The following is a 19,584-nucleotide window of genomic DNA, read 5'->3' on the forward strand; positions in this document are numbered from 1 at the left end:
CACACCCCCCGAGCGGCTACCTGGAAGTAACCCCAACTGGTTGGATGAGCGTCGCCGAGTCAAGTCCCCACCCCCACAGGGAGATTCAGTGCCGCACTCACCGCTGCGCACGTCCCGGATCGCGGCCCTCACCGCGGCTCTCACCGCCGTCACCGTGGCCGCCACCCCCTCCGCGTCGGCCGCCGCCGTCCCCCATCTGAAGGTGCTCAGCTACAACACCTTCCTCATGAGCAAGACGCTGTACCCCAACTGGGGCCAGGACCACCGCGCCCAGGCGATCGCGGCCGCGGACTTTTTCCAGGGCAACGATGTCGTCGTGCTCCAGGAGGCGTTCGACAACTCCGCCTCCGATGCGCTGAAGAGCCGGGCCGCGGCGCAGTATCCGCACCAGACACCGGTGGTGGGCCGGAGCCGGAGCGGCTGGGACGCCACCGGCGGTGCCTACTCGGCCACCACCCCCGAGGACGGCGGGGTCACACTGCTGAGCAAGTGGCCCATCGTCCACAAGGAGCAGTACATCTACAAGGACGCCTGCGGTTCGGACTACTTCTCCAACAAGGGCTTCGTCTATGCGGTGTTGGACGTCAACGGCACCAAGGTGCATGTGGTCGGCACCCACACCCAGTCCACCGACTCGGGCTGCAAGGCGGGCGAGGCGGCCGCGGACCGCGCCAAGCAGCTCAAGGAGGTGGACGCCTTCCTGGACGCCAAGAACATCCCGGCGGACGAGGAGGTGATGGTGGCCGGCGATCTGAACATCGACTCACACGGCGACGAGTACCCCGCGCTGCTCAGCAACGCCGATCTGGCGCCCGCCGACAGCCGCACCGGGCACCCCTATTCCTTCGACACCCAGGAAAACTCGATCGCGAAGTTCCGCTATCCGAACGATCCCCGCGAGGACCTGGACTACGTACTGCACCGCAACGGCCATGCCCGGCCCGCCGGATGGCAGAACACGGTGGTGAAGGAGGAGTCGGCCCCCTGGACGGTCTCCAGCTGGGGCAAGGACTACACGTACACCAACCTCTCCGACCACTATCCGCTGATCGGCGGCTGAGCGGCGGACGGCGCCGGGCGCGGTTAGTGCCCTGCCGGGCCCCCGACGCACAAGGGCGGTCGCGGACGCCTTCCGGCATCCGCGACCGCCCCGAGGTGTCAGGCGCCCCGCTGCTGCGTGGCTACTGCGACAGTTCGCGCTCCTGGGCGATCCGGTTCACCCGGCCGCGGACCGCGAACCAGCCGGCCACCAGCGCGGCGGCGATCACCGGGATGATCATCACGGTCTGCCGGCCGACACCGTCGTCGAACCACATCAGCACGATAACGCCGAGCAGGAAGGCGATGGTGGCGATGTCGGTGACCGGAGTGCCCGGCAGCCGGAAGCGCGGGCGCTCGACCAGGCCCTCCTTCGACCGGCGCACGAACACCATGTGGCAGACCATGATCGTGCACCAGGTGCTGACGATGCCCAGCGCCGCGATGTTCAGCACGATCTCGAACGCCTCACCCGGCACGACGTAGTTGAGCGCGACGCCCAGCACACACACCGTGGAGGTGAGCATGATGCCGCCGTACGGCACCTGGTTGCGGTTCATCCGGCCCGCGAACTTGGGCGCGGAGCCCGCCATCGACATGGAGCGCAGGATGCGGCCGGTGGAGTAGAGCCCGGAGTTCAGGCTGGACATCGCCGCGGTCAGCACGACGAGGTTCATCACATCGCCCGCCGCCGGCACACCGACGTTGGACAGCACGGTGACGAAGGGGCTCTCACCGCCGGTGTACTTGTTCCACGGCAGCAGCATGGCCAGCAGGATCACCGAGCCGACGTAGAAGACGCCGACCCGCCACATGATGGAGTTGACGGCCTTGGGCACGACCTTCTCCGGCTCACCGGTCTCACCGGCGGTCACACCGACCAGCTCCACCGCGGAGTAGGCGAAGACCACACCCTGGAGCACGATCACGACGGGCAGCATGCCGGTCGGGAAGATGCCGCCGTGGTCGGTGATCAGATTCAGACCTGGTGCATGCCCGCCGACCGGGTGCTGGGTGGCCAGCAGGAAGATGCCGATGAACATGAAGACGACCAGCGCGGCGACCTTGATGATCGCGAACCAGAACTCCAGCTCACCGAAGATCTTCACGGAGATGAGGTTCACCGTCAGCACGACCGCGAGCGCGATCAGTGCCATGACCCACTGGGGAATGCTGGTGAACATGCTCCAGTAGTGGGTGTACAGCGCGATCGCGGTGATGTCGGCGATACCGGTCGTCGACCAGTTGACGACGTACATCCATCCGGCGACGTAGGCGCCCTTCTCCCCCAGGAACTCACGGGCGTAGGAGACGAATGAGCCGGACGACGGGCGGTGCAGCACCAGCTCGCCCAGGGCGCGTACGACGAAGAATGCGAAGAGACCGCAGACCGCGTAGGCGATGGCCAGTGCGGGACCGGCGGAGTGCAGCCGGCCGCCGGCGCCCAGGAACAGGCCGGTGCCGATCGCTCCACCGATGGCGATCATGTTGATGTGCCGGCCCTTGAGGCCCTTGCTGTAGCCCGCGTCGCCCGCATCCTGCTGGGCGCCGCTCCCCCCGTCAGGTGACCTGTGGGCTGAGTCGGTGACGGTTTCTGTGCTCACTGCTGGTGTATCTCGCTTTCGGGCAGGCTTGAGCGATGGCCGGATCCCGTGGATCGCACGGCCGGTCGACGGCACACCCTCCCTGAAGAGTGCCCCTCCGTCTGTGTGCAAGATCACAACGCGTACAGGCCATCCAAGATTTGTCCGTATTTGTCGTGAATTACCCGGCGCCTCATTTTGAAAGAGGGCGTCAGTTCACCCGATTCCGGACCCCACTCCTCGCCCAGCACCGCGAATTTTCTGACCTGTTCAGTTCTGTTGAGGCGTTTGTTGGCCGAAACGACAGCTCGCTCGATCTCGGCCCGCACCTCCGGATGTCGGGCCAGCTCCCGCAAGGTGCCCCCGAGGCCGTGCCGCGCCGCCCAGGCGGGGGCCAGCTCCGGGTCCAGGACCAGCAGCGCGACCAGATACGGCCGGTTGTCGCCGTACACCAGCGCCTGGGCGATGAGCGGGTGCTCCTTGAGGACGTTCTCCACCAGGGCGGGCGCGACGTTCCGGCCCGTCGACGTCACGATCAGTTCCTTCTTGCGGTCGGTCAGCCAGAGGAAGCCGTCCTCGTCGATCCGTCCGATGTCGCCCGTCGCGAACCAGCCGTCGGCATCGGTCATCCGCTCCACCGACCCGTCGGCCCGCAGATAGCCCGCGCACACGGTCCGCCCCCGGACCTCGATCTCCCCGTCCGCGGCCGTCCGCAGCTGCACCCCGCCGAGCGGCCGGCCGACCGAGCCCCTCCGGAAGGCACCGGGACCGTTGGTCGTGGCCACCCCCGTTGTCTCGGTCAGCCCCCAGGCGTCCATGATCACGATGCCCAGACCGGCCCAGAACCGCAGCACGTCCGGCGGCATCGGGGCGGCCGCGCTCGCCGCCCACACCAGCCGGTCGAAGCCGGCCGGCGCCAGCAGCGGATCGAGCACCTCGGCCCTGGCCCTGCGGTACGCCTCGGCCAGCTGGGCGGACGGGCGCTCCCCTCGCTCCTGACAGGCGAGGTGGGCACGGGCACAGTCGCCCGCCGCGGCGACGGCCGCCCGCCGCTCCTCGGGCAGCTGCGCCACGACGGTCCGCATCGACGCCGTCAGCTTCTCCCAGACCCGCGGTACGCCGAAGAACTCCGCCGGACGCAGCGCGCGCACGGCGTCGGCCACCGCGGCCGGGTCCGCGCAGAGGTGGACGTGCGAGGCCCGGAAGACCGGCAGATACAGGCCCAGCATCCGCTCGGCGATATGCGCGAAGGGGAGGTAACAGAGGTGGTCGGGATGGTCCGGCACCTCCACCACGGCGTCCAGCGCCCTCGCATTGAGCACCACATTGCGGTGGCTGACCACCACGCCTTTGGGCTCACCGGTGGTGCCCGAGGTGTAGACGACGGTGAGCGGATCGGCCGCGTCCGCCCGCCGCAGGCCCTCCTCGAACGCCACCGGGTCGTACCGCTCGGCGCCCCGGGCGGCCAGCGCCGCCCAGCTGACGAACCGGTCCGCCGCACCGGCGCCCTCGGTGTCGATGAGCACCAGCCGGTCCAGGCACGTGGCCGCATCGTCGAGCAGCGGCGTCCAGCGCCCGGCCGCGCGCACCCCCTCCACCACGGCGAGGCGGGCCCTGCTGTGCCGGACGACCCGGGCGAGCTGCTCGGGCGCCGCGGTGCCGTACACGGTCACCGGCACCGCGCCCAGATGCACCAGGGCGAGGTCGCTGAGCCAGTGCTCGGGGCGGTTGCCCATCATGAGGAGGACGAGCTCGCCCCGCCGTACGCCGAGCGAGCGGTACCCGGCCGCCAGCTCGGCGACCCGGTGGCGCACCTCGGCCCAGCCGAGCGTGTGCCGGCCGCCGGAGTCAGCCCAGGACAGCGCCGGCAGCTCTCCGTGATCCTCGGCATTGCGCAACAGCAGTGCCGGCAGGGTGAGTTCGTCCGGTGCGCCGGGCATGCGCAGGATCGTGGTCACGACGGCCTCCGGAGATTGTGCGCCGGCGCCACGGACGTGCCGGGCCCGCGGCGGTACGCCCGGCGGAGAAGGGGCCAAGAGGTTTCACAAGAGTGGTGAGACAGCAATACTGTTGAATCATGAGGGAGTCCGCCACCGGTCTGACCGTCGACGAGCTGGCCGCCCGCGCCGGCGTCACGGTCCGCACGATCCGCTTCTACAGCACGCGCGGTCTGCTGCCGCCGCCGGAGATCGGTCCGCGCCGGGTCGGCCGCTACGGACCGGACCACCTCTCGCGGCTCGCGCTCATCGAGGAGCTCCAGCACCAGGGCCTGACGCTGTCGGCGATCGAACGCTATCTGGAGCAGCTGCCACCCGATCTGAGCGCCCAGGACCTGGCCATCCACCGGGCGCTGGTGGCCGGCTGGGTACCGGACAAGGCCGAGGACGCGAGCCGGGAACAGCTGGAGCGGCGGGTCGGCCGGGCGCTGACCGAGGAGGACGTGGACCGGCTGGCGGCGATGAGTGTGCTCGTACGGACCGAGGACCCCCGGGTCTTCCGGGTCGACCTGGGACTGCTCCACCTGGGCACGCGCCTGCTGGACGTGCCGATCACGCTGGAGACCATCCTCGCGGCGCGCAGCGTCGTCATCGAGCACACCCGCGCGGCGGCCCGGGAGCTCAGCCGGCTCTTCAAGGACGAGGTATGGGAGCCGAACCGGCACGGCGGGCCGGACGAGGAGGAGATGGCGCGGATGAAGTCGCTCTCGGCCGAGATGCAGCCGATGGTGGTGCAGGCACTGGTCACCGCCTTCCAGCGGTCGATGAAGCAGGAGCTGCGGGAGTCGTTCGGCAAGGAGGGCGACCGGAGCCGGCGGGACGGGGCCCAGGGGTGACGGGGGCGGGCCGCCGGGGCCCGCCCCCCTGACCGTTCAGTCGCTGAACTTCTCGCCCTTCCCGGCCTTTTCGACCAGCAGCGGGGACGGCGCGAACCGGTCTCCGTAGGCGGCCTGCAGCTCACGGGCGCGGGCCACGAATCCGGGCAGACCGACGAGTTCCTCCCGCCCTGGCCCACCCTGGTAGCCGTTGATGTACTGGAGCACACCGCCGGTCCAGCCGGGGAAGCCGATGCCCAGGATGGAGCCGATGTTCGCGTCGGCGACGGAGGTGAGCACGCCCTCCTCCAGGCAGCGGACGGTGTCCAGCGCCTCGGAGAACAGCATCCGCTCCTGCATGTCGGCGAACGGGATGCCGGCGCCCTCCTGGGCGAAGTGTTCCCGCAGGCCCGGCCACAGACCGGCGCGCTTGCCGTCGTCGCCGTACTCGTAGAAGCCGGCGCCGCCGCTGCGGCCGGGGCGGCCGAACTCGTCGACCATCCGGTCGATGACCGCATCGGCCGGATGCGGCTGCCAGGTGCCGCCGGACTCCTCGACCGCCCGCTTGGACTCCTCGCGGATCTTGCGCGGCAGGGTCAGGGTCAGCTCGTCCATCAGCGACAGCACCTTGGCCGGATAGCCGGCCTGGGCGGCGGCCTGCTCGACGGAGACCGGGTCGAGGCCCTCGCCGATCATCGCCACGCCCTCGTTGATGAAGTGGCCGATGACGCGGGAGGTGAAGAAGCCCCGCGAGTCATTGACGACGATCGGGGTCTTGCGGATCTGCCGGACCAGGTCGAAGGCGCGGGCCAGCGCCTCGTCGCCGGTCCGCTCGCCCTTGATGATCTCCACCAGCGGCATCTTGTCGACCGGCGAGAAGAAGTGCAGCCCGATGAAGTCCTGCTCCCGCTCGACGCCTTCCGAGAGCAGCGTGATGGGCAGGGTGGAGGTGTTGGAGCACAGCAGCGCATCGGGGGCGACGATGTGCTGGATCTCCTTGAACACCTTGTGCTTGAGGCCCACGTCCTCGAAGACGGCCTCGATGACGGCGTCACAGCCCGCGAGGTCGGCGGGCTCGGCGGTGGGCGTGATGCGCGCCAGCAGCTCGTCGCGCTGCTGCTCGGTCGTCCGGCCCCGGGAGAGCGCCTTGGCGAGCAGCCCCTCCGCATACGCCTTGCCCTTCTGGGCCGCCTCCAGGGAGAGGTCCTTGAGGACGACCTGCATCCCGGCCTTGGCGCAGGAGTACGCGATGCCTGCGCCCATCATCCCGGCGCCGAGGACCGCGACCTTCTCGACCTTGCGCGGCTCGATGTCCTTGGGGCGGTTGGCTCCCGAGTTGACGGCCTGCAGATCGAAGAAGAACGCCTGGATCATGTTCTTGGAGATCTGACCGGTCACCAGCTCGACGAAGTAGCGCGCCTCGATGGTCTGCGCGGTCTCGAAGTCGACCTGGGAGCCTTCGACCGCCGCGGCCAGGATGTTGCGCGGGGCCGGGTACGGCGCGCCGTTCAGCTGCTTCTTGAGGTTGGCGGGGAACGCCGGGAGGTTGGCCGCGAACTTCGGCTGGGCGGGGGTGCCGCCGGGGATGCGGTACCCCTTGACGTCCCAGGGCTGCTGGGACTCGGGGTGCTCGTCGACGAAGGCGCGGGCCTTGGCGAGCAGCTCCTCGGGGGTGGCGGCGACCTCGTGGATCAGACCTGCGTCCTTGGCCCGGCCGGCGTTGTACTGGGTGCCCTGGAGCAGCACCTTCAGCAGGGCGTCGGTGATGCCGAGCAGCCGGACGGTGCGGGTGACGCCGCCGCCGGCGGGCAGCAGGCCGAGGGTGACCTCGGGCAGGCCGATCTTGGTGCCGGGGGTGTCGAGGGCGATGCGGTGATGGCAGGCCAGGGCGATCTCGTAACCGCCGCCCAGCGCCGCGCCGTTGATCGCGGCCACGACGGGCTTGCCGAGGGTCTCGATGCGGCGCAGGTCGCGCTTGATGCCGTTGCCGGTCTCGAAGGCCTGCTGGGCCTGTGCGGGGGTGATGGCGATGAGTTCGCGCAGGTCACCGCCGGCGAAGAAGGTCTTCTTGGCGGAGGTGAAGATGATGCCGCGGATGCTGTCCTTCTCGGCCTCCAGGCGGTCGGCGACCGCGGTCAGAGAGGCCTTGAAGGCGTTGTTCATGGTGTTGGCGGACTGGTCGGGGTCGTCCAGGACCAGGGTGACGATGCCGGTCTCGTCCTGTTCCCAGCGGATGGTCGACGACGCAGGGGACTCGCTCACTGTGGCTTCTCCGTAAGGGGTGGGGACGGGCGGTCAGAGGCGCTCGATGACGGTGGCGATGCCCATGCCGCCGCCGACGCAGAGGGTGGCCAGGCCGTAGCGCTTGTCCTGCCGCTCCAGCTCGTCGATCAGGGTGCCGAGGATCATGGCGCCGGTGGCGCCGAGGGGGTGGCCCAGGGCGATGGCGCCGCCGTTGACGTTGACCTTGTCCAGGCTCAGGCCCATGTCCTTGACGAAGCGCAGCACCACGGCGGCGAAGGCCTCGTTGATCTCGACGAGGTCGATGTCGTCGATGGTCAGCCCGGCCTTGGCGAGTGCCTTGCGGCTGGCGGGCGCCGGGCCGGTGAGCATGATCGTCGGCTCGGAGCCGGAGACCGCGGCGGAGAGGATGCGGGCCCGCGGGGTCAGGCCGTAGCGCTCGCCGACCTCCTTGGAGCCGATGGCGACGAGCGCTGCGCCGTCCACGATGCCGGAGGAGTTGCCCGCGTGGTGGACGTGGTCGATCTTCTCGACCCAGTGGTACTTCTGCAGGGCGACCGCGTCGAAGCCGCCCGCGTCACCGATGGTGGCGAAGGACGGCTTGAGGCCGGCCAGGGAGTCGGCGGTGGTGCCGGGCCGCATGTGCTCGTCGTGGTCGAGGACGACCAGGCCGTTGCGGTCGTGCACCGGGACGACGGAGCGGTCGAAGCGGCCGTCCTTCCAGGCCTCGGCGGCGCGCTCCTGGGAGAGCGCGGCGAATTCGTCGACATCGCGCCGGGTGTAGCCCTCGATGGTGGCGATCAGGTCGGCGCCGATGCCCTGCGGGACGAAGCCGGTGTCGAAGTTGGTCATCGGGTCGGCGAACCAGGCGCCGCCGTCGGAGGCCATCGGGACCCGGGACATGGATTCGACACCGCCCGCCAGGACCAGGTCCTCCCAGCCCGAACGCACCTTGGCCGCGGCCATGTTGACGGCTTCGAGACCCGAGGCACAGAAGCGGTTCTCCTGGACGCCGGCGACGGTGTCGGGCAGCCCGGCGGCGATCGCCGCGATCCGCGCGATGTCGGATCCCTGGTCGCCGACCGGGCCGACCACGCCGAGCACGATGTCGTCGACGGCGGCCGGGTCGAGTCCGGGGAAGCGCCGGCGCACTTCGTGGATCAGTCCGACGACCAGGTCGATCGGCTTGGTGCCGTGCAGCGCGCCATTGGCCTTGCCGCGGCCGCGCGGGGTGCGGATCGCGTCGTATACGTACGCTTCGGTACTCAAGTCAACAAGCCTTTCGCATGAGGGTGGGGCAGGGGCAGCGGGTGGTCCGGGGCCGTCCGGGTCAGTCCAGCAGGGAGCGTCCGATGATCTCCTTCATGATCTCGGTGGTCCCTCCGTAGATCGTCTGGATGCGGCCGTCGGTGAAGGCCTTGGCCACGCGGTATTCGGCCATATAGCCGTATCCGCCATGGAGTTGCAGACAGCGGTCGGCGACGCGTTTTTGCAGCTCGGTGGCCCACCACTTGGCCATCGAGGCATGCGTCGCGTCCAGCTCGCCGGCGGTGTGGTCGGCGATACAGCGGTCGAGGAAGGCGCGGGTGACGGCGCATTCGGTGGCCATCTCGGCTATCTCGAAGCGGATGTGCTGGAGCTTGGACAGCGGCCGTCCGAACGCCTCGCGCTCCTTGACGTACCGGCTGGTGATCTCCAGCAGATGTTCGGCGGCGGCGATCCCGGAGACGGCGATGTTCATCCGCTCCTGCGCGAGATGGGTCATCAGGTGGACGAAGGCGCCGTTCAGCTCGCCGAGCAGATTCTCCTTGGGGACGCGGACGTCGTGGAAGAACAGCTCGGCGGTGTCCTGGGCCTTCTGGCCGATCTTGTCGAGGTTGCGGCCGCGCTCGAAACCCGCCATGCCCCGCTCGACGACCAGCAGGCTCAGACCGTGCGCCCCGCCCTCCGGCGTCGTCCTGGCCACGACGATGACCAGGTCGGCGAGGATGCCGTTGGAGATGAAGGTCTTGGAACCGTTGAGGATCCAGTGGTCGCCGGCGTCCTCGGCGTGGGTGCGGATGCCCTGGAGGTCGGAGCCGGCGCCGGGCTCGGTCATCGCGATGGCGGTGATGATCTCGCCGCTGCAGAAGCCGGGCAGCCAGCGGCGCTTCTGCTCCTCGGTGGCGAGCGTCGTCAGATAGGGGCCGATGATGTCGTTGTGCAGGCCCACGGCGAGCCCGGCGGCGCCGGCCCGGGTGAACTCCTCGGCCAGCACCACGCTGTAGCGGAAGTCGGGCTGTCCGCCCCCGCCGTACTCCTCGGGCACCGCGAGCCCCAGCAGCCCCTGGGCGCCGGCCGCCCGCCAGGCGTCGCGGCTGACGATGCCGTCCTTCTCCCACTGCTCGTAATGCGGCGTCACTTCCCTGGTGAGGAAGGTCCGTACGGTCTCGCGGAACGCGTCGTGGTCCGCGGTGAAGATCTGGCGCTTCATCTGTCCGGGCCCTCCTCAGAGCCAGTGCTTGACGATCTCGGTCGGCTCGGCGGCAGCGGCCCCACGAGGCGGAGGCCGGGCACCCGCACACCCGCCTCCCGGAACGCCGCTCCGGTCGCGGACCGCCCTTCGGGCCCGCGGAGCGACACCGGTGCGCGGCATTCGTCCGGCACGGCGGCGGTGGCCGCCCGCTTCTCTCCGGCGGGGCGGAGCTCCCGGAGTGTGGTGGCGTGTTCCATCAGCCGGCCGTGTCCTTCTGCTCGGCGCGGCTCCGGCCGGCGGGCGGGGCGTCGGACGGGCCGGCCGGCGGCGCGGCGAGGAGGCTGGGTGCCTGCCAGTCGCGGGCGATCTCCGCGGTGTCCGCACCGGGCCGTGCGGGTGGTCTGCGGAGTGCGCCCGGCGTGCGCGAGAACCGCGGCGCGGGCGCGGGCTGGGTGATCCCGCCGTGCTCGACGAAGGTGCCGCGGGCGGCGAGATGCGGATGCTGCGGGGCCTCGCGGAGGGAGAGCACGGGCGCCACACAGGCGTCGGACCCCTGGAAGACCGCCGTCCACTCCTCGCGGGTCCGGGTCCGGAAGCGCGCGGCGATGGCCGCGCGCAGCTGTCCCCAAGCGGCGAGGTCATCGCGGTCAGGGACCTCCTGTGTGAGGCCCAGCAGCCGGATGAACTCGCCGTAGAAGCGCTTCTCCAGCGCGCCGACCGCCATATGGCCGCCGTCGACGGTCTCGTAGGTGCCGTAGAAGGGTGCGCCGCCGTCCAGCAGATTGCTGCCGCGCCGGTCCTGCCAGCCGCCGGCCGCCAGCATGCCGTGGATCATCGCCGTCAGATGGGCCGTGCCGTCGACGATGGCGGCATCCACGACCTGGCCCCTGCCGTCTTCGCTGCGGGCGTGCTGGAGGGCGGCAAGGATGCCGATGACCAGGTAGAGGGAGCCGCCGGCGTAGTCACCGACGAGGTTGGCGGGGATGGCGGGCGGGCCGTCGGGCGAGCCGATCATGCCGAGGGCGCCCGTGATGGCGATATAGCCGATGTCGTGTCCGGCGGTGTCGGCGAGCGGGCCCTGCTGCCCCCAGCCCGTCATCCGGCCGTAGACCAGCCGGGGGTTGATCGCCAGGCACTCCTCGGGGCCCACGCCCAGCCGCTCGGCCACCCCGGGGCGGTAGCCCTCCACCAGCACATCGGCGCGGGCGACCAGTTCCCGTACCTGCGCCACCCCCTCGGGGGTCTTCAGGTCCACCAGCACGGAGCGTTTGTTGCGGTTGGTGAGGTCGTAGGCGGGGTCGATGCCCAGTCCCGCGCCTCCGGGGCGGTCGACGCGGACGACATCGGCGCCGAGGTCGGCCATCAGCATGGCCGCGAAGGGGCCGGGGCCGATGCCTGCGAGTTCGACGACCCGCACCCCGCTCAGCGGGCCGTTCCCTGACTCTGTCATCGCGCCCCATGCCTTCCGCACTGTGACACTTCTGATGTAACACTCGCGATGTTAAGAACGTGTTCCACTTTCCACAAGCCCCTCATGCCAGGTGGCAACCGCGGAAAAGGCCCGCGCCGGCGATGCTCAACTGCCATCGCCGTCACGGGCCTTTGCGCGTCTGCTGCCGCTGCGCCGCTATCCCCCGTCGAGCTCGGCGATGAGCTTCTTGGGGGCTATGACGCGATACGACTCCTCCGCCCAGTCGCAGAGCAGCTCGGCCGGCGGAGCGCCCCGCTCCTCCAGGGGGACCTGGACCCATCCGGACGCGCCCAGGCCGTAACCGGCGGGCTTGGCGCCCGGCGAGGTCAGGGCATGGGCATGCGCCTCCGGGTCCTTGAGTTTCAGCGTGACCCCGCGCGGATGGCTGCCGTCCTCGACCCCGAGGAAGACGAAGACCTTCTTGTTGACCTTGATGACGCTCTCGCCCCAGGGAAACTCCTCCACGGCTCCGGGCAGGCCCAGCGCGAACGCCCGCACCCGCTCCCGCACCGCCGCCGGATCCGACGCCTTCGCCATGACTTCCTCCACGTCCGTCCCCCGTACGGCACCGTCTGCGGTGCCGCCCGGCCCACGCGCACACCGCGCGGACCGGCCAACGCATTCCACGCTAACGGCGACCACTGACAACGGCCCCGCGGAGCGCCGGACGCCCGGCCGGCGCGGCACGCCTGCCGCCATGCCTGCCCGGCTCCGGCCGGCGCCACGCTCGTCGGCATGCGCGGCGCGCAGCCCGAGCACAGCGCCCGCCCCCGTCCGGCCCCGGCTGTGGTGCCCGGTGCGCCGGTCCCCACTACGGCGCGCCGGGGGCCGCGTCCCGAGAGGCCGGGCCGGGCGCCACCCCCGCGGGCAGGGTTCCCGCTCCCCCGGGCTCCGGTACGAGGTGGTCGTCGGGCGCCTGACGGTCCGCAAGGCGGCCCAGTCGCTGAGGGACGTTGCCGCCCACCAGGAGGATGACGACGAGCGTCAGCCCGAAGGTGAGCACGGCGAGCGCCCGCCCCAGGGGCATGCCTTCGGCCAGACGGGCCCCGAGGACGGGCGCCACCGCCCCGCCCAGCGCCCCGACGTTGTAGACAAAGCCCAGGGAAGCGGCGCGGGTCGCGGTCGGGAAGTGGCCGGCGAGGTACTTCGGCAGGATCCCGGAGATCCCCTGGCCGAGCGCGAGCAGCACGAAGATGAGCACTCCGAGCGCCGGGAGACTGTCCCGTACCGCGAAGACCGGAAAGACGAAGGCCAGTGAGGCCAGCAGGGTGTACGCGTAGGCGCGGCGGGTGCCGAGCAGGTCGCCGACGAAGCCCGCCAGCCAGCAGCCCGCCATGGTGCCGAAGCCCGCATAGAACATCACGTCGGTGACCTGCGCGGGGGCGTATCCGAGGTCGGTCTTGAGGTAGGTGGGCAGCAGGGCCTGGATCGGCCAGCTGTAGAGGAAGGCGCAGAACACCGTCGCCATGAGGGAGACGTACAGCAGCCATCCCCGGCGGCCGCCGAGCTGCACGGCGAACGCGATCAGACACAGCGCGGCGACACCCGACAGCCAGGGGACACCACCGGCGCCGACGGGCGTGAAGACGCAGAACAGCGCGACCGAGGCGGTCGCGGCCAGCGCCGTGTTGCCCCAGCCCCGGATGCGGCCGGTGAACAACGGCCGGAAGGGGTTGGGGCGTTCCCCGTCCGGACGGGCGGCGATCTGCCGCTGCCAGTCACCGGCCTCCGGCAGCGATCTGCGCACCCAGACAGCGACCAGGACGGGCAGTACGCCGATCCAGAACATCCAGCGCCAGCCCCCGTGCGGGACCACCCACTTGTAGAGCTCGGCCGCGAGGACGGTGCCGCCCGCATAACCGGAGATGAGGAATCCGGAAGCGCGGTTACGCCATCGGGTGGGCCAGCTCTCCAGCACATACGTCGCGCCGGCGCTGTACTCCCCCGCCATGCCCAGACCGATGACCAGCCGGGCGACGAACAAACTGGTGTAATCCCAGGCGAAACCACAGGCGAAGGTGCCGAGCGAGTAGAGCAGAATGCTGGTGATCATGGCGGCCCGGCGGCCGTAGCGGTCACCCATCGCGCCCAGTGCGGCGCCGCCCAGCCATCGGGTGATGAAGGCGCCGGAGATCAGCGAGGCGGCGGTGGCGGTGCGCAGGTGGAATGCGTCGGCGATATCGGTCAGCACCAGCGTGATCAGGACAAAGTCGAAGCCGTCCAGGAGATAGCCGATCCAGGCGGCGAACATCGCCTTCCACTGGGGCGGGGTGACCTCCAGCCACCCGCTCCGTAACCGGCCAGGGATGTCCCAGGGGCGCATCGTCACAGCAATCCGGCCTCCTCCAGCAGTCGGCGGGCGGTTCGGTGTGCGGCATCGTCCGGCGCGGTGTCGTCGGGAGCCGTGTCGTCGGGCGCGGTGTCCGCGGGGCCGCCCGCGCCCGGATTCCACGCGGTGGCCGCACGCCGGAACAGCCGCCCGGCCACCGCCGGCGAACGAAGGGAAAGGGAAAGACGGGTGAGAGCAACGAGCGACGCACCCAACATCGGACGTCCTACGTCATGGCGCTCTCCGTGAATCTGGCCCCGTGCCGACGCACTGTCAAGACTGCGCGCCGGTGCGCGCCGACCCTGAACGCCCAAGGGCGCTGCTGCGGGCGGTCGTTGACGGGGCGACGGTGACTGCCTAGGGTCCGGACTTCAGGTCACGCGGGTGCTGGAGAGGACGCAGGATGCGACGGCAGGACACCACCGGACGGGCCCATGACCTCGTCCTCTACGGCGCGACCGGTTTCGCCGGCGCGCTCACGGCCGAATATCTCGCGGAACACGCCCCCAAGGACTGCCGCTGGGCCCTGGCCGGGCGCAACACCGCCAAACTGGAGCAGCTGCGCGACCGGCTGGTGAAGATCGACCCGGCCTGTGCCGAGCTGCCGCTGTTGCGGGCCGACAGCAGCGATGCGGACTCGCTTCACGCGCTCGCCGCCGGCACCCGGGTGCTGATGACGACCGTCGGCCCCTATGTGCTGCACGGTGAACCGCTGGTGGCCGCGTGCGCCGCGGCCGGCACCGACTATGTCGATCTGTCCGGGGAGTCGGAGTTCATCGACCGGATGTACCTCCGGCACCATGCGACGGCCCGCGCCACGGGCGCCCGCCTCGTGCATGCCGGCGGCTTCGACTCCGTCCCGCACGATCTGGGGGTGCTCTTCACGGTGGGGCTCCTCCCCGAAGGCGTCCCCGTGCGCATCGACGGATTCGTCCGGAGCAACGCCACGTTCTCCGGCGGCACGCTGGCCTCCGCGCTGAACGCCGCCTCGCGCCCGGTCGCCATGGCGCGGGCCGCCCGCGAACGGCAGCGGGCCGCACCGCAACCGGTCGGCCGTACGGTCCGAGCGCCCCTCGGCCCGCCCCTCAAGAGCCGCGAAACACGGACCTGGGGTGTGCCGTTGCCCACCGTCGACGCGCAGATCGTCGCGCGCTCGGCCGCCGCGCTGGAGCGCTACGGACCCGATTTCCGCTATCGCCACTACGCGGGCGTACAGCGGCTGCCGATCGCCGTCGGCGGGGCGCTGGGAGCGGGGGCCCTGTGCGCGCTCGCCCAGGTGCCGCCCGCGCGGCGCTGGTTGTCGGGGCGGCTGGAGCCGGGCGACGGGCCGGGCCCCGAACGCCGTGCGCGCAGTTGGTTCAAGGTGCGCTTCGTCGCCTCCGCCGGCGGCAGGCGCGTGATCACCGAGGTCGCGGGCGGCGACCCCGGCTACGACGAGACGGCGAAGATGCTTGCCGAGTCGGCGCTCAGCCTGGCCTTCGACGATCTGCCGGAGACCGCGGGCCAGGTGACGACCGCGGTCGCCATGGGGGATGCGCTCACCGCTCGCCTCCGGGAGGCAGGCATCACGTTCCGCGTCGTCCAGGAGTAGCGCGGATCCCTCGCCCGTCCACCTCAGGCGGCCGCGAGCGCCTTCCGGCACAGCGCGTCGGCGGCCCGCGTCGTCTCCGGAAGGCGGTAGTGGGCCGCCAGGCGGAGCGTATGCGCACAGGCCCGGTCGAGGTCGACACGGTGCCCCACGGAGACGAAGACCGGTTTGACGCCCTTTTGGGTACGCAGCGCACGGCCCACCTCCTCGGCGCCGTCCAGCAGCGGGGAGGTGTCGCCGCGGTCGGGCCCGGGGGGTGCATACCGGAACGTGAAGGGGTTCTTGGCCACACCGATGGTGGGCAGCCCCGTCAACACCCCCAGATGGCTGGCCAGCCCGAAACGTCGCGGGTGCGCCAACCCGTACCCGTCGCAGACCACGAGGTCAGGAACGCGGCCGAGGCGGGCGAGCGCGTCGAGCACGGTGGGAATCTCACGGAAGGCGAGCAGCCCCGGGACGTACGGAAAGGAGACCTGCCCGACGGCGGTGGCTTCGTCGACGACGGCGAGCGTACGGGCGTCCAGCGCGACGGCGGCCGCGGCGACGACATCGCGTGCGTCGTCGTAGGCCACATCCACGCCGACCACGGTGCCGTCGAACCCCGGCTCCGGACCGGATTCATCGAGCCGCACAAGCGGTCGCAACCGGTCCTGCACCGCGCGCGCCTGGGCTTCGTCGGTGGGCCAGTGCCGCAGTTCGTCGTCGCAGGAGGGCGTTCCGGGAGTGTCCATGGTGGCCACCACGCTACCGAACCGCTGAGCGAGCGAGCCCGGAGCGGGCGGATCGGATCAGCGGCGGATCCCGGCGGGCCCGCGGCACCGAGCAAGGCGGGCCAGGGGCGGCCTGCCTCGGGCGGAACGCCCCCTTCCGGGAGGGCCAGCGGCCGCGCGCGGCACCTCCTCTATATTGCAGCCATGTTCGTACTGGAATTGACCTATACCGCACCCCTCGCACGCGTCGACGAGGTCCTTGAGGACCACGTGGAGTGGCTGAAGAAGGGGTACGCCGCGGGGCATTTCCTCGCCGCCGGCCGCAAGGTGCCGCGCGACGGCGGCGTGATTCTCGCTGCCGGGCCGGACCGTGCGACCGTCGAGAGGATCGTGGCCGAGGACCCCTTCGTCCTCGCCGGCGTGTGTGAGTACCGGGTCACCGAGTTCGTGGCGACGACGACCGCGCCCGTGCTGGAGCAGTACCGGGAGCAACTGCCGTCCTGAGACGGCAACCCCGCGGTGCGTAGGCAGCTGCACCGTGCCGCGGCAGGCGGGGCACACCGGGACTCCAGGGGCTCCGCCATCCCGCGCCTACGCAGTCGTGGTCGGAGGGAGCGCTGCATCGCGGTGCGGGCCGGGGCTCGCGGAGCCCGGTGCGAGCGGCGCGGGCCAGCGTCCCCCGTTGCGCCAGTAGTCCTGGATCTCCTCCAGCTGGCGCCCCTTGGTCTCGGGCGCGGTGACGAAAGCGAAGACCAGGGCGGCGAGCGCGAGGACGCCGAGCCCAGCGAACGTCCGGGCGGCGCCCGCCCGTGCCATCAGCGAGGGGAAGAACTGGGCGATCAGGAGGTTGGCGACCAGGTCGGCGGTGAGCATGACCGACGCCCCGGTCGAGCGCAGCTGGGCGGGGAACGCCTCGCTCGCATAGACCCAGATCAGTGAGCCGAAGCCGAAGTTGAAGGCGGCGGTGAACAGCAGGATGGCGGCGAAACCCACCCAGGTCATGGCGCCGTGCAGCTCGCCCGTGCCGAAGACCGCGGTCAGGACGGCGAGCATCACGGCCATCGTGCCGATGCCGCTGAGCAGCACCACACGGCGGCCGAGCCGGTCGATGATGAGGATGGCGAGCACCGTCGCGGCCAGCGAGGCGAGCTGGACGAAGGACGGCAGCAGGAAGTTCTGGCCGTTACCGGTGAAGCCCATCTCCTCGAAGATCTGCGGGCTGTAGTACGTCACGGCGTTGATGCCGGTGATCTGGCAGAAGAACCCGAGGCCGACGACGAAGAGTGCGGCACGGGCGTACGGCTTGCGCAGCATGGAGCGCGCCGACCCGCCGCTCTCCTCGGCGAGGGCCGCTCCCACAGCGGCCACCTCTGCGCGCGGATCGACATCCGGGTCGGTCATGGCCATGACCTCGACGGCCCGTTCCGTACGCCCCTTGAGGACGTACCAGCGCGGGGTGTCCGGCAACCGGAACAGCGGGATCAGTACCAGTGCGGCGGGGATTGCGGAGAGGCCGAGCATCCACCGCCAGTGACCGCCGCCGGACAGGCCCCAGTTGACGAAGTACGTGATGACGATGCCCGCGACCGTGGCGACTTGGTAGGCGGCGACGGAGGCTCCGCGGATACGTGCCGGTGTCGATTCGGCGATATAGAGCGGGGCGGCGACGATCGAGATGCCGATGGCGACGCCGAGCAGGAAGCGGACGACGTCCAGCACGATGACGCCGGACGCGAGGGCGGAGAGCGCGACGAACACGGCGTAGGAGCCGGCGACGATCAGCATCGCGACCTTGCGGCCCAGGACGTCGGCGAGCTTGCCGCCGATCAGGGCACCCACGATGGAGCCGGCCACCAAGATGCTGTTGACCAGGCCTTTTTCAGCCTCGGTGAGATGGAAGTCCTTGCTCAGGAACACCAGGGCACCGGAGATGCTGCCGGTGTCGTAGCCGTAGATGACGCCGACGACGGCGCCGGTGAGTGCGAACAGCCTGCCGGTGCGGCGTGTGGTCCGGGGTGAGGGCGACGGGGGCGTCGCGGAGAGCGTGGCAGTGGACACGGGAAGTCCTTTGTGCGGCGGGCGGGCCTTGCTGCGTGACGAAACATGCGTGACTGATCTTGCGAGTATTCGGCGCCTTTCGCGCAGCTGTCAACACCTTCATATCGCCTCCCTGTCACCCGCCCCTCCTCGCATCCAACCCACCCGGTCACCTGGCCAAGCCCAGGCCGCACCCCGCTACTCACTTGGCCCATCAGACCCACCTCAAGCCGACAGGCTTCCCGCCCCCTCTGATCCGTCCACTCGTTCGAGGGATGGAACGCTGCGAACTTTCTGCGTACAGTCGATTGCAACGAAGCCAAATATTGCAGTTTTACGCAGATCAAGTTCTACGCAGTGCAATGAGCATCACGGGAGGGTGGCCATGAGCGAGATGTCGTACATGGAGCAGGAGCTGCACAGTCAGCCGGAGACCTGGCGGGAGGCCGCGCGGCTCGGTGCGGCGGCCGGCCCGCTGCCCGAGGCCGGACAGCGGGTGGCAGTCATCGGCTGCGGCACGTCATGGTTCATGGCGCAGTCGTACGCGGCGCTGCGGGAGGCGGCCGGGCAGGGGGTGACGGATCCGTTCGCCGCCTCCGAGGCCTTCCTCGGCAGCGACCGCGGCTATGACGCGGTGGTGGCCATCACACGGTCCGGCACCACGACCGAGGTCCTGCGCGTGCTCGATGCCGTCAAGGGGCGCATCCCGACGGTGACGATCATCGGCGATCCCGAGACACCGGCGGTGGGCCTTTCCGACCGGACGGTCGCGCTGCCGTTCGCCGATGAGAAGTCGGTGGTGCAGACCCGTTTCGCCACGACGGCGCTGACGCTGCTGCGCGCGCATCTGGGCGAGGACATCTCCCGGGCGGTGACCGACGCGGAAGAGGCGCTGGTCGCACCGGTGGAGAAGGAATGGGTGGACGCCGAGCAGTTCTCCTTCCTCGGCACGGGCTGGACGTTCGGTCTGGCCAATGAAGCGGCGCTCAAGATGCGGGAGGCGTCGCAGAGCTGGACGGAGTCCTACCCCGCGATGGAGTACCGCCACGGTCCGATCGCGATAGCCGCACCGGGTCGGGTGACCTGGCTGTTCGGCCAGGCTCCGGACGGGCTGGAGTCCGATGTGGTGCGGACCGGTGCCCGCTTCGTGCGCCATGCCCGCGATCCGCTGGCGGACCTGGTGCTGGTCCAGCGGGTGGCACTGGAGCGGGCCCGTGCCCGCGGCCTGGACCCGGACAACCCGCGCAGCCTGACCCGTTCGGTGATGCTCGAAGCGCCGGCCGCCTCGTAGCCGCCGCTTCTCCGAGCGCCTCCCCGCCT

General features: G+C 70.6%; 16 protein-coding genes. 5 read left to right on the forward strand and 11 right to left on the reverse strand.

Annotated elements, in window-relative coordinates; genetic code table 11:
* Positions 1-88 precede the first annotated feature (88 nt).
* A complete protein-coding gene (sph, locus tag CPH93_RS05055) occupies positions 89-1,060 on the forward strand; it encodes a sphingomyelin phosphodiesterase (RefSeq protein ID WP_096212082.1) in 972 nt (323 codons plus the stop codon).
* A 121-nt stretch (positions 1,061-1,181) separates the two neighbouring features.
* On the opposite strand, the gene CPH93_RS05060 is transcribed toward sph, so the two are convergent.
* Both CPH93_RS05060 and CPH93_RS05065 read right to left on the reverse strand, forming a co-directional pair.
* Positions 1,182-2,642 carry an amino acid permease gene (locus tag CPH93_RS05060; RefSeq protein WP_093486722.1) on the reverse strand — a complete coding sequence of 487 codons (1,461 nt, stop codon included), beginning with the start codon at positions 2,640-2,642 and terminating at the stop codon, positions 1,182-1,184.
* Between the two features lie 113 nt (positions 2,643-2,755).
* Positions 2,756-4,579 (reverse strand): AMP-dependent synthetase/ligase, encoded by a 1,824-nt coding sequence (locus CPH93_RS05065; protein ID WP_096212083.1) that lies wholly within the window; start codon positions 4,577-4,579, stop codon positions 2,756-2,758.
* Between the two features lie 119 nt (positions 4,580-4,698).
* Between CPH93_RS05065 and CPH93_RS05070 the strand changes: the two genes are divergently transcribed.
* Positions 4,699-5,454 carry a MerR family transcriptional regulator gene (locus CPH93_RS05070; protein ID WP_096212084.1) on the forward strand — a complete coding sequence of 252 codons (756 nt, stop codon included), beginning with the start codon at positions 4,699-4,701 and terminating at the stop codon, positions 5,452-5,454.
* A 36-nt stretch (positions 5,455-5,490) separates the two neighbouring features.
* Here CPH93_RS05070 and CPH93_RS05075 read toward each other — a convergent pair whose 3' ends face one another.
* The 7 genes from CPH93_RS05075 to CPH93_RS35675 form a co-directional block, all read right to left on the reverse strand.
* A complete protein-coding gene (locus CPH93_RS05075; protein WP_096212085.1) occupies positions 5,491-7,695 on the reverse strand; it encodes a 3-hydroxyacyl-CoA dehydrogenase NAD-binding domain-containing protein in 2,205 nt (734 codons plus the stop codon).
* A 33-nt stretch (positions 7,696-7,728) separates the two neighbouring features.
* Positions 7,729-8,943 (reverse strand): acetyl-CoA C-acetyltransferase, encoded by a 1,215-nt coding sequence (locus CPH93_RS05080; RefSeq protein ID WP_093486714.1) that lies wholly within the window; start codon positions 8,941-8,943, stop codon positions 7,729-7,731.
* Between the two features lie 61 nt (positions 8,944-9,004).
* Entirely contained in the window at positions 9,005-10,147 is a 1,143-nt protein-coding gene (locus tag CPH93_RS05085; RefSeq protein WP_096212086.1) for an acyl-CoA dehydrogenase family protein, read from the reverse strand.
* A 238-nt stretch (positions 10,148-10,385) separates the two neighbouring features.
* Positions 10,386-11,579 carry a CaiB/BaiF CoA transferase family protein gene (locus tag CPH93_RS05090; RefSeq protein WP_096212087.1) on the reverse strand — a complete coding sequence of 398 codons (1,194 nt, stop codon included), beginning with the start codon at positions 11,577-11,579 and terminating at the stop codon, positions 10,386-10,388.
* 177 nt (positions 11,580-11,756) lie between these two features.
* Positions 11,757-12,137, reverse strand: coding sequence for an MmcQ/YjbR family DNA-binding protein (locus CPH93_RS05095; RefSeq protein WP_093486708.1), 381 nt, complete (start codon positions 12,135-12,137; stop codon positions 11,757-11,759).
* Between the two features lie 274 nt (positions 12,138-12,411).
* A complete protein-coding gene (locus CPH93_RS05100; RefSeq protein ID WP_096212088.1) occupies positions 12,412-13,923 on the reverse strand; it encodes a sialate:H+ symport family MFS transporter in 1,512 nt (503 codons plus the stop codon).
* A gap of 2 nt (positions 13,924-13,925) precedes the next feature.
* Positions 13,926-14,147: a hypothetical protein gene (locus tag CPH93_RS35675; RefSeq protein ID WP_159394962.1), complete on the reverse strand. Its 222-nt coding sequence runs from the start codon at positions 14,145-14,147 to the stop codon at positions 13,926-13,928.
* Between the two features lie 185 nt (positions 14,148-14,332).
* On the opposite strand from CPH93_RS35675, the gene CPH93_RS05105 reads away from it, so the two are divergent.
* Positions 14,333-15,520: a saccharopine dehydrogenase family protein gene (locus tag CPH93_RS05105; protein WP_096212089.1), complete on the forward strand. Its 1,188-nt coding sequence runs from the start codon at positions 14,333-14,335 to the stop codon at positions 15,518-15,520.
* A 23-nt stretch (positions 15,521-15,543) separates the two neighbouring features.
* On the opposite strand, the gene CPH93_RS05110 is transcribed toward CPH93_RS05105, so the two are convergent.
* Complete coding sequence (locus CPH93_RS05110; RefSeq protein WP_096212090.1) at positions 15,544-16,248, reverse strand: endonuclease V; 705 nt, start codon at positions 16,246-16,248, stop codon at positions 15,544-15,546.
* Positions 16,249-16,431: 183 nt separating this feature from the next.
* Here CPH93_RS05110 and CPH93_RS05115 point away from each other — a divergent pair, with 183 nt between their 5' ends.
* Complete coding sequence (locus tag CPH93_RS05115; RefSeq protein WP_096212091.1) at positions 16,432-16,731, forward strand: YciI family protein; 300 nt, start codon at positions 16,432-16,434, stop codon at positions 16,729-16,731.
* A gap of 87 nt (positions 16,732-16,818) precedes the next feature.
* Here CPH93_RS05115 and CPH93_RS05120 read toward each other — a convergent pair whose 3' ends face one another.
* Positions 16,819-18,285, reverse strand: coding sequence for a sugar porter family MFS transporter (locus tag CPH93_RS05120; RefSeq protein ID WP_096212092.1), 1,467 nt, complete (start codon positions 18,283-18,285; stop codon positions 16,819-16,821).
* Positions 18,286-18,649: 364 nt separating this feature from the next.
* On the opposite strand from CPH93_RS05120, the gene CPH93_RS05125 reads away from it, so the two are divergent.
* Entirely contained in the window at positions 18,650-19,555 is a 906-nt protein-coding gene (locus CPH93_RS05125) for an SIS domain-containing protein (RefSeq protein WP_093486698.1), read from the forward strand.
* Positions 19,556-19,584: the final 29 nt, after the last annotated feature.

It is taken from the genome of Streptomyces sp. 2323.1 (assembly GCF_900221035.1).
GTDB classification, from domain to species: Bacteria; Actinomycetota; Actinomycetes; order Streptomycetales; family Streptomycetaceae; genus Streptomyces; species Streptomyces sioyaensis.

What these genes read in the sequence shown, in the direction of transcription:
- CPH93_RS05070 (WP_096212084.1), top strand. Translation starts at nt 4,699, where the DNA reads ATGAGGGAGTCCGCCACCGGTCTGACCGTCGACGAGCTGGCCGCCCGC.
- CPH93_RS05085 (WP_096212086.1), bottom strand. Translation starts at nt 10,147, where the DNA reads ATGAAGCGCCAGATCTTCACCGCGGACCACGACGCGTTCCGCGAGACC.
- CPH93_RS05090 (WP_096212087.1), bottom strand. Translation starts at nt 11,579, where the DNA reads ATGACAGAGTCAGGGAACGGCCCGCTGAGCGGGGTGCGGGTCGTCGAA.
- CPH93_RS05095 (WP_093486708.1), bottom strand. Translation starts at nt 12,137, where the DNA reads ATGGCGAAGGCGTCGGATCCGGCGGCGGTGCGGGAGCGGGTGCGGGCG.
- CPH93_RS05100 (WP_096212088.1), bottom strand. Translation starts at nt 13,923, where the DNA reads ATGCGCCCCTGGGACATCCCTGGCCGGTTACGGAGCGGGTGGCTGGAG.
- CPH93_RS35675 (WP_159394962.1), bottom strand. Translation starts at nt 14,147, where the DNA reads ATGTTGGGTGCGTCGCTCGTTGCTCTCACCCGTCTTTCCCTTTCCCTT.
- CPH93_RS05105 (WP_096212089.1), top strand. Translation starts at nt 14,333, where the DNA reads ATGCGACGGCAGGACACCACCGGACGGGCCCATGACCTCGTCCTCTAC.
- CPH93_RS05110 (WP_096212090.1), bottom strand. Translation starts at nt 16,248, where the DNA reads ATGGACACTCCCGGAACGCCCTCCTGCGACGACGAACTGCGGCACTGG.
- CPH93_RS05115 (WP_096212091.1), top strand. Translation starts at nt 16,432, where the DNA reads ATGTTCGTACTGGAATTGACCTATACCGCACCCCTCGCACGCGTCGAC.
- CPH93_RS05125 (WP_093486698.1), top strand. Translation starts at nt 18,650, where the DNA reads ATGAGCGAGATGTCGTACATGGAGCAGGAGCTGCACAGTCAGCCGGAG.